A 12079-nucleotide genomic window follows, 5' to 3' on the forward strand; every position below is an offset into this window, starting at 1 on the left:
TCATCCTTCCATCAACAGCATAGCTGGATCATGAAGCAATTGATTCATGTAGTTCAATGCGTTTTGTGCAAGGGCACCATCAATTAATCTGTGGTCATAGCTCAATGAAAGTTTCAACATGTTACCAACTTTGATTTCGCCATCTTCTGGATCAACGTATGGTTCCTTGGCAATCTTACCAACACCTAAGATAGCAACTTCTGGTTGGTTGATAACTGGAGTGAACCAGCCACCACCGATTGAACCAACGTTACTAATGGTAATGGAGCCGCCCTTCATTGTATCTGGGCCAAGCTTGTTATCATATGCGGCTTGGGTATTTTCAGTGATTTCCTTGGCAATTTCAAACATACCCTTGGAGTCGGCATTCTTAATGTTTGGTACATACAAGCCATGATCAGTGTTAGTTGCAATACCAACATTGAAGTAGTGCTTGTAAACGATTTCTTGAGTCGTGTCATCAATTGATGCGTTGAATTCAGGATATTTCTTCATTACGGCAACCAATGCCTTTACGATGTAAGGCAGGAATGTCAAATGAATATCTTGATCTGCAGCGGCTTGCTTGTACTTCTTACGGTTTGCCATCAAAGCACTAACTTCAACGTCATCAAATGAGGTTACGTGAGGGGCAATATCTTTGGATGTCCGCATGGACTTCGCAATGATTTTACGCATTGGAGACATTGGTTCACGTGTCTCAAGATCAGGCTGGTCAGACTTCCAAGCTTTAATTGCTTGACCAGCAGCCTTAGCTTCGCCAGCAGGTGCGGCAGCGGCAGCAGCTGGAGCTGCGGCTGGTGCTGCAGGTGCAGCAGCTGGATTGAAGTTATCAATATCAGCCTTGGTGATTTGACCATGGTTTCCTGTTGCGGGAACCGCGGTAATATCAACGCCTTTGTCACGTGCGTATTGACGTACGGAAGGCATTGCTTTGATAATTGCGTTTGGATTTGAAGCAGCCGGTGGTGCTGTTACTGCTGCAGGAGCAGGTGCAGCCGGAGCAGCAGGTGCTGGAGCTGCGGCTGGTGCTGGTGCGGCAGCTGGAGCAGGTGCAGCTTCTTCTTTTGGTGCTGCAGCAGGCGCAGCATCGTCTGGTGAATCAGGAGAACCATCATCAATGACAACTAAAACGTCGCCTTTTTCAGCGGTTTCCCCCTCCTGCTTTTCAATACTCTTAATGGTTCCGGCAACTGGAGATGGCATTTCTTGGACAGACTTGTCGTTTTGAATTTCTACTAACGGATCGTCTTCCTTGACCACATCGCCAACCTTAACGTCCCAGGTCGCGATTTCACCTTCAGTAATACCTTCTCCCATTTCTGGTAGTTTAAACTTATAAGCCATGGGATCTAACTTCCTTTCTCTTAAAAATTAGAATTTTAGTAGTTTAAGATTTCTCGTACTTTAGCTTCAATATCATCAGCATTTGGAAGCCAGTAATTTTCAGCCATAGCGAATGGGAAGATACTGTCAGGTGCGGCAACACGGCCGATTGGTGCATCCAATGACATAATGTCTTTTTCAGCAATGTCTGCAGCAACTTTAGCGCCGGCACCGGTCATCTTCTGTGCTTCTTGTGCGATCACTACTTTATGAGTCTTGTCGATTGAAGCGAAGATTGTTTCATCATCAATTGGTGATAATGAACGTAAATCGATCACTTCAACTGAGATGTTCTCTTTTTCTAATTTATCAGCTACTTTGAGTGCTTCGTTAACTTCGGCACTGTAAGCAACAACGGTAATGTCAGATCCTTCGCGAACAACGTTAGCCTTGTCTAGCGGAACAGTGTAGTGGCCATCTGGGACTTCATCCTTCATTGAACGATAAAGCTTCAGGTTTTCCATGAATAGAACCGGGTCGTTGTTTTCAACGGCTGAGATAACCATTCCTTTGGCGTCATATGGGTTGGCAGGCGTTACAACACGTAATCCTGGGATACCTACGAACAAGCCTTCCATTGAGTCCCCGTGAAGTTCAGCGGTATGAGTACCACCACCAAATGGGGTTCTGATCGTGATTGGCATTGAAACATCACCTGAGAAACGGAATCGGTTACGTGACATTTGACCGCCAATTGAATCTACAGCTTCCATTGTGAATCCCATGAATTGAATTTCCGGGATTGGACGCCAGCCAGTCAATGCAAGACCGATTGACATTCCTAAAATTCCTGATTCTGCAAGTGGGGTATCGAATACTCGATCTTCACCATATTTGTCTTGCAGTCCTTCAGTGGTACGGAACACACCACCGTTTTTACCAACATCTTCACCAAAAATAAGAGTCTTCGGATCGTCTTGTAATACTTGGTCAAGTCCGTTGGTAATTGCTTTAATATATGTCATTTTAGCCATGATTACTTCGACTCCTTTGCTTCGAATTTCTTAATGTCATCTGCAACATCTGGGGTAGGAACTTCAAATGTGTGCTTCAAGAAGTCACTAACCTTTTGAGTAGGAGCAGCTTCAGCTTCCTTCATTGCATCTTTGAATTCGTCCTTGTATTGAGCGACTAATTTGTCTTCTTTGTCTTGATCCCAAAGTTTCTTCTCAGTCAGGACTTTTCTCAAACGAATTAATGGGTCTCGGTCAAACCATGGTTTTTCTTCTTCCTTAGTACGGTAACGACTAGGATCATCACCAGCGGAACTGTGGGCACCGAAACGATAAGTCAATGTTTCAACTAATGCTGGACCATTGCCTGCAGTTACGAAGTCACGAGCTTCTTTTGCAACCAGGTATGTTGCAAGAATATCCATTCCATCAACTTGAACACCTGGAACACCGGAAGCAACACCCTTTTGAGCAAGGGTTTCAGCAGCAGTCTGAGTCTTACGTGGAACTGAAATTGCCCAGCCGTTGTTTTGAACGAAGAATACTTCTGGAGCTTGGAATGAACTGGCAAAGTTGATTCCTTCATAGAAGTCACCCTGTGAAGTACCACCATCACCGGTAAATGTGTAAGCAATGGTATCCTTCTCACCATTCTTCTTAATTCCCAATGCGGCACCTGCTGATTGAACGTATTGGGCACCAATAATAATTTGTGGAATAAATGCACGTACACCGCGTCGTACGAAGTCATAAGCCTGATAGTGACCCTTTGACCATAAGTAACCCTCTTTAACGGTTGCACCGTGTTGGATTAATTGTGGAAGATCACGATATGCTGGGAATAGGTAGTCTTGTTTCTTCATTGCGTGTTCGATCCCCATTTCTGAGGCCTCTTCACCGAAAGTTGGAGCATAGAAACCTAATCGACCCTGACGCGAAAAGTTCATTGTTTGTTCATGCAATGCACGTTCCCAAACCATCTTTTCCATCAGTGTAACTAGTTCGTCATCACTGAACCGGTCAAATAATTCTTGATTTACTATTTTACCGCTTTCATCAATAACTTGAACTGGTTTCTTAAATGGATCGCTCATCGTTGATTTGATTTTGGCAAAATCAACAACATGCTTACTCTTTGCTGCCATAGATAACACTTTCCTTTCCTAAAAAGCTAGACTTGTGATGTACAAACAGATCACTTCTAAACCACAACTCAAATTTAGCATTTTTCAGCTCCGTTTGCAAGCCCTTTCATTGCTGTGAAACCAACTTTTTTGAATTATTTTTTCTTTTTTGTAAATCAGGCTTGAAAACGCTTGTCGCAGTAAAGTTTGTGAAATTCAGTGAAATAAAACAGGATAGTTTTTTTCTTAAATTTAAGATAGAATAGATTAGATAAGCAAATGTTAAAAATATTTTCGGAGGTCTTTGGCGTGTTTTTAATGAAGGATATTGTACGAGATGGAGATCCGGTTCTCCGCAAACAAGCTCAAAAAGTAAAATTCCCACTCAGCGACCAGGATAAAAAGTTGGCCCATGACCTCATGGAATACCTTGAAGTCAGCCAGGATCCGGAACGTGGTCAAGAGTTGGGATTGCGTGCCGGCGTTGGTCTCGCCGCACCACAAGTTGGCGTCTCAGAAATGATGGCGTCCGTCTTAGTTCCAAGTGAAGATGAAAATGAAAAAGATAAACCGGTTTTCAAGGACGTGATTATCAACCCGGTTATTGTGTCGAATTCTGTTCAAAGAGGCGCCTTGACTGAGGGTGAAGGTTGTCTTTCAGTTGATAAGGACATCCCCGGATACGTTCCCCGAGCGGCCAGAATCACCTTGAAGTATCAAGACGTTGACGGAAAAGAACATCAGATCCGTCTCAAAAATTATCCGGCAATCGTTTGTCAGCATGAAATTGACCATCTGCACGGGACGTTATTTTATGACCATATCAACAAAGAGAATCCATACGCAAAAACAGACGATGAAATATTCATCTATTAACAATCAAAAGCGTGACCGGAAACAGCTCAGTAAGCTGTTTCCGGTCACGCTTTTTGTTTTAAAACTATGATTTTATTGAGCTTAGTTGAAAGTAATTGCTTTGTGAACCAACTACTAATGAACTTTTTGTAAGTAAGTGTTTATTTTTCATTTGATTTGAAAAAATCAACTTCGTGAAGAGTCGAATAAACGTCAAACTGACTTTTATTTTCATAACGAGGTTTTTTCATTAACGGCTGCAGGATCAGAAATATCCACCGGCATCTGGATATGAATGAATTTCGGCATTGTGGCAAGCGTAAAAATCAGCATGCCAAAAAGTATCGCAACAACCAACAATGACGACAAAAAAACAGTTGGGATCGTATCCGATTCCAACTGCTCAGTGAAGACGCTTAAGGTCATCCACGTATTCGATTGTGGTGGTATTGATCAAATAGGCCACGTCAAAGTGAACCCGATCGTCAAGCTGCCACATGTCGGTCACAATAAATGCCGGCCGATCCGCCTGGTCTGTGTGCGCGTGCATGTGGTGAGCGTCACCATACTCAGCCAACGCATCCGCCAATGCCTGCTTGAACACCGGAATGGAATCGGTGACTTTATTAAACGGCAAATGGTATTCGAAGGCCATGACGCCCCTGCCCCAGACTTCAGCAATGTCTTCTGATTTAAAGTCGCTTTCATCAAATGGTAATAAGCTTTTTTGATCAACCAACTTATTAATAGAAGTTTTAACTGCTTCATTTGCAATCCGCTGTGCTAATGCGAGCCGTTTTCTGCCTGGCCTGGTCACAAATAAGTAATGGATCAGGTTATAAACAGCAAAGGCTGCAATTAGACCAATAATGATTTGAATAATTAAGTCAATGTTCATAACGGGACCCCATTTCATTTCATTAATTCAATTTTACCATGCATTCGCGATTGTCGATTACTTTCGCGTTTATATACTTATTTTTTATAATATGGTAAAATGTTGTTATTAGTTGTGTTTTCACAACCACTTGTCCGTAAGGAAACCTCGAGTTTCTGCAAAAAAATTAATGGATTTTAAAGGAGTTTTTTTATGATTTGGAAGGTTTTATATCAACCCAGCAAGAAACAAAGTCCTCGCCGGGAAACAACGCTGTCACTCTATGTCGAGGCCGACACCGAAGTTGAAGCGCACGCACTCGTAGAAGACAATACCGATTACGAGATTGAGTTCATCGAACCCTTACAGGGTGAACACTTAGCGTACGAACAAAAAGATCCTGATTTCAAAATAACGGAGTTTAATACTAAATGAAAAAACTAAACGTCAAAAATAACGAAGCAGCTATCTATGGCGTTGGTGGTCTGGGCGAAATCGGTAAAAACACTTATGGGATCCAATTTCAAGACGAAATTATCCTGATCGATGCAGGAATTAAGTTTCCTGAAGATGATCTTTTAGGTGTCGATTACGTCATTCCGGACTATCAGTATCTAGTGGAAAACAAGGACAAAATCAAAGCATTGGTGATCACCCACGGTCATGAAGACCACATTGGCGGTGTCCCATATTTGATGAAAGTTTTAAATGTCCCGATTTACGCTGGACCGCTTGCGATGGCGCTTATTAAGAATAAATTAGAAGAACACGGCTTACTGAATTCTGTCGAGTTACACGAAGTCAGTGACAAGTCTGTGCTGAAGTTCCGAAAAATGAAGGTTTCGTTTTTCAGAACCACCCACTCAATCCCAGACACCGTCGGGGTTGCCGTTCATACGCCGGTGGGTGTCATCGTCGAAACTGGTGATTATAAATTCGACCTCACACCAGTGACCAACCAGCCGCCTGATCTCCAAGAAATGGCCAAATTAGGTGCTGAAGGTGTCCTCTGTCTCATGTCCGATAGTACAAACGCTGAACGACCAATTTGGACCAAGTCTGAAAAGTGGGTCGGCAATTCTATCGCCCATATTTTCGATAACATTAAAGACAGAATCATCTTTGCAACCTTTGCCTCGAACATTTCACGGATTAAAACTGCTTGTGACAATGCGATGGCTCATGGCCGAAAAATTGCCGTATTTGGTCGCAGTATGGATGCTGCAATCGTCAATGGCCGCGAACTGGGGTACTTGGATATTCCAGACGATGCCTTTGTCGATGCGCATGAACTACAGTCACTGCCTGCCAATAAGACACTGATTCTTTGTACCGGATCTCAAGGTGAACCAATGGCCGCCCTTTCACGGATTGCCAACGGAACCCACCGCCAGATTTCGATTCAACCAGGCGACACGGTTATTTTTTCAAGTAACCCAATTCCTGGAAACACAACGAGTGTCAATAGTGTCATCAACAAGCTTGAAGAAGCCGGCGCAAATGTGATTCATGGCCGGGTCAACAACATTCACACTTCCGGTCACGGAGGCCAGGAAGAACAAAAGCTGATGCTTCGCTTAATGAAGCCTAAGTTCTTCATGCCAATTCATGGTGAGTATCGAATGCTCAAGATTCATACCGAATTAGCTGAGCAGTGCGGGGTTCCGCTGGATCACAGCTTTATCATGCAAAACGGTGATGTACTTGCCCTTTCAAAAGATACGGCCAGAATGGCTGGTCACTTCACTGCTGGTGATGTTTATATCGATGGCAGTGGAATTGGTGATGTGGGCAACCTTGTTCTAAGAGATCGTCAACTTCTTTCAGAAGAAGGAATTGTAGTCGTTGTCGCCACCATCAACTTGGACCACCAGGAAATTCAGTCTGGTCCGGATATCCTTTCACGAGGATTTGTTTACATGAGAGAGTCCGGCGAGCTTTTGGACGAAGGCCGCAGAAGAGTCTTTAAGACCATCCGCAAGTCAATGAGAGCAAAGAAGGCAACTGAGTCTTCTATTAGAAATGCTGTGATTGACGACTTGCAGGAATTCTTGTACACCAAGACTGAACGCCATCCGATGATCTTACCAATGTTAATCATGAATGGTGGTCAAAAGTAGATTTTGTTAGTTATTAATCAGAGAGTGGGACAAACGGTTTTTTGATCCCAGAACTTAAGCCCAGCAATCGATTATTCCTGGTTTTGGAATGATTGGTTGCTGGGCTTAAGTGGCAAGAAACAGCCGATTGGCCACTCCCTTTCTCTACATATGTATTTAGTCAGTTGGTTACTTTCAGCAAAGTTGGGAGCATCGTCAGAAATGGAATACTTTATTATTATGAACTTGTGTGCTGGCGGAAATAATGGGCAGAAAATCTGGCCTCAAATCAAGGAACAACTAAAAGCTGCACACGCCTCCTATCAAGTTGTCTTTACGGAGTATACCGGCCACGCCGTTCTGTTAACGCAACAACTGCTTTCCAGAATCGATGCCACCCATGTAACTGACGCCGTCATCATCGCCGCTGGAGGAGATGGAACATTACACGAGACGCTTCTAGGCTGCAAACGTTACTATCACGACCACGCATCGGACCAGCAAGTGCCCATTGCTTTTTTGCCAGTTGGATCAGGGAATGATTTTGCACGGGCGGTCAAGCTGCCCCGCCACTGGCAGCAGGCACTCAATAATATTTTAGCCTGCAAACAAGCAACCATGATCAATGTCGGCCATTATATCGACCTTGATAACCAGATTGATGGCTTCTTCACCAATAATTTTGGAATTGGGTTTGACGCAACGGTCGTTCATCTTGCCAACCATTCTTCACTAAAACATCATCGTTTTTGGGGGAAATTTTCATATATAGCGTCTATATTGAATGTCATCATCAATTTCAAAAGCTTCCAAGCCGATATTCAGCTAGATTCAAACCAGCAGCTAACCTTTAAAAAGACCTTTTTGCTGACGACGACAAATATTCCTTACTTTGGCGGTGGCATCGACATTGTGCCCGACGCATCGGTCTTAGATCCGAATTTGGATCTGGTCATTGTTGAAAAGCCGAGCCTGTGGCAATTGATTTTATTCATATCTATGCTATTTTTAAAGAGACACTTGCGGCTCAAATTCATCCACCATTTCAATCAAAAACAATTGGTCGTCCATACACAAGACGATCGGTTGGGTCAAATTGATGGTGAGGAATTAGGCGAACGGACTTATCATATTAAGTTCGACACCGTTAAGTACCCCTTCTGGATCGGCCACAATTAACCATTCAGAAATTCTAACTATGAGGTAATTTCATGTATTCAACAAGCTACCTACTCTTTCAATCGTTAACAGCTGTTGCCCTGGGTGACGCACTTGGGTTTCCAATCCAACACGAGAAACGCACGAACTTGTTTGATGACCCGATCAGGGAAATGGTCGACCATCGCGTCATTGATGTGCCAGCTGGCACCTGGTCCGACAACACGTCGTTATCAATCGCGTCACTGGTAAGCTTGACCTTTGGATACAATTTGTACGACCTCATGACCCGTTACTCACAGTGGTTTCACTTTGGGGACTATACCCCCTTCAATCATTCTTATGGGAGTGACTGCACGACAATTCAAGCAATTAAACGCTTCGATGCCGGCACCGCCCCTGAGCTTTGCGGTTCGACTTCTCCGGACTGTGATAACAATACGACTTTAAAACGGCTGATGCCACTGGCGTTTTTCATCCTAACCAAAAATCCTCACTACCAATTTGATGGTGAATCCGCCCAATTAATTCATTCTTACACGGCTACGACCAACCGAACCCCCAAAAGTTTTGTTGCCGCCGGCTTGCTGACAAACGTGATTATTAGGCTCATTCAAAATCCCAACAAATACGCCATGCTAAGGGCTGTCAAAGAAGTCCTGGACTATTACCGCTCCCAGCCCGAATACGCCGCTCAGGTGCCGTTTTTCGAGCAATTAGAGGAGTCTCATTTCCTTCGACAGTCGAGCACGAAAATCACAGCTTCAGAAGATGTCGTTGATACCTTAAATTCTGTTTTTTGGTGCTTGATGAACTCCGAGCAATATAACGTCGCTGTGTCCAAGGCGGTCAACTTTGGCAGCGATGCAGCGACGATCGGCTCGATCACGTCAATGTTGGCATCACTCCTGTATGCCCCAGTGACATTCCCGGAAAGTTGGTTAGCCAAGCTCCAGGGAAGACACCAAATCAAAATTGCCGTCTCGGTAGCATTATTATCGGATTATTTTTAAAACCGCAATAAAGGCCTGGTACACCTCCCCCTCAATGGGGATGATGTTACCAGGCCTTTTATCATGCCAAGGTGTCCATACGCCATAAGTATTTGATGCATTCGACCAAAAACAAAAAAGCCTCACCGCAATGCGGATCGACTCTTGTTTTAGACTAATCCTCTGAAGCATCCATTGCTTCAAGGATCATATTTAACTGCATGCATTCTTGATTCAGCTGCTTCATTTCGTTCCCAAATTGTGGGTTAATGACCTCAGTCGTGTTTGAATCTTTTGCGATTGACTTAATCTTACTTGCTTCTTCAGACTTCAATTGATCAAGCTTTGAGGATGCCTCTTGGTATTCTCTAAGAATTTCTAACTTGTTACTCATCGCTTAAAACCCCTTTGAACGTAAAATGTTAATTTCCGTAAAATCAAATCCAATATCTAACGCAGTCATGTTATTAAATTTTTAACATTTCCTGCTAACGACTGGATATACTACCAGATAAAATCCAAGAAAGCAATACTTTACTAAAAAACAATCCTCATAGATGGATCAAACTAATCATTTTCGCTGTTATGACTTATATTCATTTTCAATTTCTGCGGCCGTTGGAATCGATGGTAAGGCGCCTAAACGCTGAACCGTAATTGATGAAGCCTGCTGAGCGTACACCAGGGCCTCTTCAATATTTGACAAGTCCTGATTAACTTTTGAACTAAAGGCGCCAATAAACGTGTCTCCGGCGGCAGTTGTATCCTTAGCCTGGACCTTGAATGCCGGCACAAATCCACTGTCTGAAGGGGTGTGATAGTAGGCCCCGCGATCACCAACGGTAATAATTAAATGAGCAATGCCCATCTGCGCAAATTTATCAGCATTGGCATCCATCGAAGCGGTGTCATTGACTTCAATTCCGGTCAAAGTCGCACTTTCAGTTTCGTTTGGAACGATCAGATCGGTCACTTCCAGTAAGCCATCAATGATCTTTGAAGCGGGCGCCGGATTCAAAATGGTTGTCACGCCATGTTTTTTAGCAAGCTTGAATGCTTCATACGTGACCTCTTGAGGGGTTTCAAATTCGGAAATCAGGATATCAGCACTTTCGATTAAGGATTCGCTCTTCGCAAGCATCCCCGTCTCCATCGCTTGATTGGCACCACCGTACACCATAATGCTGTTTTGCCCCTGACTGTCCAGCAGAATGACCGCCGACCCGGTTCCGTGAGCTTGATCGACAGCTACGTGGTCCGTGTTAATGCGATCATTTTTCAACGCGTCAATCATAAACTGACCGTTGCCATCGTCGCCAACCTGACCAATAAAGCTGGTGATCGCTCCTGAACGAGCAGCAGCGACCGCTTGGTTGGCACCCTTGCCACCCGCAGAATTGGTTTTGCTTCTGGCACTAATCGTTTCACCCGGTTTGGGCATCTGGTCAATGTGCAGTGTTGTGTCAACGTTTAAGCTTCCAAGTACAACCACTTTATTTGTCATAGTTTAGTCCCTCTAAATCCTTTAATGTAGTGTGTTAAAACCTTTAACTAAATTCTATCAGAAATCAGATTATTTAACAACTGGGTTTCATGAACTTAACTTTTGAACACTTTGTCGTTCCACCAGATGAACCGGCAGCGATACTTTTTGAATCGGCTGGTCGGTATTTTCGATTCGGTTAATAATCATCTGGGCAGCATGGGTTCCCATCTCAAAAGCAGGCTGGTGAACCGTCGTCAACTTGGGATAAACATATTCACCCAAGTCAATGTCATCGTAACCAACAACTGAAATGTCATCGGGAACCGTAAGCCCCGCCTCTTTAATACCACGATACAAGCCAATCGCAATTTCATCGTTAATGCCAAATATCGCGGTGGAATGATTTTGCAGCGCTTGCGAGGCCGCATCATAGCCGCCCTTTTTGGTGAGGGCTGTTTGGATAATATTTTCTTCAGGAATTGGTGTGCCGTTCTTCTCAAATCCGGCCAAAAATCCCTGAAGTCGTTCCTGTAGATTTAAAGTCGGCTTTTCTGCACACACAACCGTGACGTTGGTATGCCCATTTTCAATCAAATAGTCGGCTAATAAACCGCCACCCAGTTGATTATTGGCCTCGACCCGATCGCCTTTAACCACTGGCGCCTGGTCAATCAAAAGATAGGGAATCCCGTTTTGCTTTAAAATGTTATCAATGTAATTAATGTCAGACACCGCTGAAGCGATTATCATGCCGTCTGCGGCCCGTCTAACAGATTCGAATAAGTAGTGCGACTCTTGTTCCTGACTGTTGTTAGAGCCAAAAATAAGCGGTATATAGTCCTGCTTAATTGCCTCAGCTTCAATTCCACGCAAAAACCGGCTGAAAAACGGGTTATTAATATTGGGAACCAGTACCCCGATAGTTCGACCACTTTTCATAATTAGGCTTTGAGCGTTAAAATCCGGCACGTAACCCATTTCCTTCTGCAGTTGCTTGACCTTTTCAACGGTCTTACTGCTGAAACGAGCTGATTTTCCGTTAAGGATCTGTGAGACCGTCGTTACAGAAACGTTGGCCCGAGCGGCTAAATCTGTTATTGTCACTTTTTTCGTCATCGTCATTTCTCCATTCACAGATAACTGTCTTCT

At 43.8% G+C, this 12079-nt stretch carries 12 protein-coding genes; 5 read left to right on the forward strand and 7 right to left on the reverse strand.

Features of this window, described 5'->3' with window-relative positions:
- Genes FC51_RS07730 through pdhA form a run of 3 tightly spaced genes read right to left on the reverse strand, consistent with a single transcriptional unit; the run spans nt 1 to nt 3484 of the window.
- Nucleotides 1-1347: a 2-oxo acid dehydrogenase subunit E2 gene (locus FC51_RS07730; protein ID WP_057909541.1), complete on the reverse strand. Its 1347-nt coding sequence runs from the start codon at nt 1345-1347 to the stop codon at nt 1-3.
- A gap of 35 nt (nt 1348-1382) precedes the next feature.
- Nucleotides 1383-2360, reverse strand: coding sequence for an alpha-ketoacid dehydrogenase subunit beta (locus tag FC51_RS07735; RefSeq protein WP_057909540.1), 978 nt, complete (start codon nt 2358-2360; stop codon nt 1383-1385).
- A 2-nt stretch (nt 2361-2362) separates the two neighbouring features.
- Nucleotides 2363-3484: a pyruvate dehydrogenase (acetyl-transferring) E1 component subunit alpha gene (gene pdhA / locus FC51_RS07740; protein ID WP_057909539.1), complete on the reverse strand. Its 1122-nt coding sequence runs from the start codon at nt 3482-3484 to the stop codon at nt 2363-2365.
- A gap of 288 nt (nt 3485-3772) precedes the next feature.
- Between pdhA and def the strand changes: the two genes are divergently transcribed.
- The gene (def, locus tag FC51_RS07745; RefSeq protein WP_057909538.1) at nt 3773-4339 is read left to right on the forward strand and encodes a peptide deformylase; all 567 of its coding nucleotides are present in this window, start codon (nt 3773-3775) and stop codon (nt 4337-4339) included.
- A gap of 382 nt (nt 4340-4721) precedes the next feature.
- Here the strand turns inward: def and FC51_RS07755 are convergent, their stop codons facing one another.
- Entirely contained in the window at nt 4722-5216 is a 495-nt protein-coding gene (locus tag FC51_RS07755; RefSeq protein WP_057909536.1) for a hypothetical protein, read from the reverse strand.
- 192 nt (nt 5217-5408) lie between these two features.
- Here FC51_RS07755 and FC51_RS07760 point away from each other — a divergent pair, with 192 nt between their 5' ends.
- The 4 genes from FC51_RS07760 (at nt 5409) to FC51_RS07775 (ending at nt 9465) form a co-directional block, all read left to right on the forward strand.
- Nucleotides 5409-5630 carry a DNA-directed RNA polymerase subunit epsilon gene (locus FC51_RS07760; RefSeq protein ID WP_057909535.1) on the forward strand — a complete coding sequence of 74 codons (222 nt, stop codon included), beginning with the start codon at nt 5409-5411 and terminating at the stop codon, nt 5628-5630.
- Nucleotides 5627-7315, forward strand: coding sequence for a ribonuclease J1 (rnjA, locus tag FC51_RS07765; protein WP_057909534.1), 1689 nt, complete (start codon nt 5627-5629; stop codon nt 7313-7315). The genes FC51_RS07760 and rnjA overlap by 4 nt, the downstream gene beginning before the upstream one ends.
- Nucleotides 7316-7516: 201 nt before the next feature.
- Nucleotides 7517-8473 carry a diacylglycerol/lipid kinase family protein gene (locus FC51_RS07770; protein WP_057909533.1) on the forward strand — a complete coding sequence of 319 codons (957 nt, stop codon included), beginning with the start codon at nt 7517-7519 and terminating at the stop codon, nt 8471-8473.
- Nucleotides 8474-8505: 32 nt separating this feature from the next.
- The gene (locus FC51_RS07775; protein WP_057909532.1) at nt 8506-9465 is read left to right on the forward strand and encodes an ADP-ribosylglycohydrolase family protein; all 960 of its coding nucleotides are present in this window, start codon (nt 8506-8508) and stop codon (nt 9463-9465) included.
- A 154-nt stretch (nt 9466-9619) separates the two neighbouring features.
- Here FC51_RS07775 and FC51_RS07780 read toward each other — a convergent pair whose 3' ends face one another.
- The 3 genes from FC51_RS07780 to rbsR all read right to left on the reverse strand — a co-directional run bounded on the left by FC51_RS07780 (nt 9620) and on the right by rbsR (nt 12046).
- Nucleotides 9620-9838 (reverse strand): hypothetical protein, encoded by a 219-nt coding sequence (locus FC51_RS07780; protein ID WP_057909531.1) that lies wholly within the window; start codon nt 9836-9838, stop codon nt 9620-9622.
- Nucleotides 9839-10027: 189 nt separating this feature from the next.
- On the reverse strand, nt 10028-10948 hold the full coding sequence (rbsK, locus tag FC51_RS07785; protein WP_057909530.1) for a ribokinase: 921 nt from the start codon (nt 10946-10948) through the stop codon (nt 10028-10030).
- A gap of 87 nt (nt 10949-11035) precedes the next feature.
- Nucleotides 11036-12046, reverse strand: a complete 1011-nt coding sequence (rbsR, locus tag FC51_RS07790; RefSeq protein ID WP_057909529.1) for a ribose utilization transcriptional repressor RbsR — start codon at nt 12044-12046, stop codon at nt 11036-11038.
- Nucleotides 12047-12079: the final 33 nt, after the last annotated feature.

Origin of the sequence: Lentilactobacillus parabuchneri DSM 5707 = NBRC 107865 (assembly GCF_001435315.1) — a bacterium.
GTDB classification, from domain to species: Bacteria; Bacillota; Bacilli; order Lactobacillales; family Lactobacillaceae; genus Lentilactobacillus; species Lentilactobacillus parabuchneri.

What these genes read in the sequence shown, in the direction of transcription:
- FC51_RS07730 (WP_057909541.1), bottom strand. Translation starts at nt 1,347, where the DNA reads ATGGCTTATAAGTTTAAACTACCAGAAATGGGAGAAGGTATTACTGAA.
- FC51_RS07735 (WP_057909540.1), bottom strand. Translation starts at nt 2,360, where the DNA reads ATGGCTAAAATGACATATATTAAAGCAATTACCAACGGACTTGACCAA.
- pdhA (WP_057909539.1), bottom strand. Translation starts at nt 3,484, where the DNA reads ATGGCAGCAAAGAGTAAGCATGTTGTTGATTTTGCCAAAATCAAATCA.
- FC51_RS07755 (WP_057909536.1), bottom strand. Translation starts at nt 5,216, where the DNA reads ATGAACATTGACTTAATTATTCAAATCATTATTGGTCTAATTGCAGCC.
- FC51_RS07760 (WP_057909535.1), top strand. Translation starts at nt 5,409, where the DNA reads ATGATTTGGAAGGTTTTATATCAACCCAGCAAGAAACAAAGTCCTCGC.
- rnjA (WP_057909534.1), top strand. Translation starts at nt 5,627, where the DNA reads ATGAAAAAACTAAACGTCAAAAATAACGAAGCAGCTATCTATGGCGTT.
- FC51_RS07770 (WP_057909533.1), top strand. Translation starts at nt 7,517, where the DNA reads ATGGAATACTTTATTATTATGAACTTGTGTGCTGGCGGAAATAATGGG.
- FC51_RS07775 (WP_057909532.1), top strand. Translation starts at nt 8,506, where the DNA reads ATGTATTCAACAAGCTACCTACTCTTTCAATCGTTAACAGCTGTTGCC.
- FC51_RS07780 (WP_057909531.1), bottom strand. Translation starts at nt 9,838, where the DNA reads ATGAGTAACAAGTTAGAAATTCTTAGAGAATACCAAGAGGCATCCTCA.
- rbsK (WP_057909530.1), bottom strand. Translation starts at nt 10,948, where the DNA reads ATGACAAATAAAGTGGTTGTACTTGGAAGCTTAAACGTTGACACAACA.
- rbsR (WP_057909529.1), bottom strand. Translation starts at nt 12,046, where the DNA reads ATGACGAAAAAAGTGACAATAACAGATTTAGCCGCTCGGGCCAACGTT.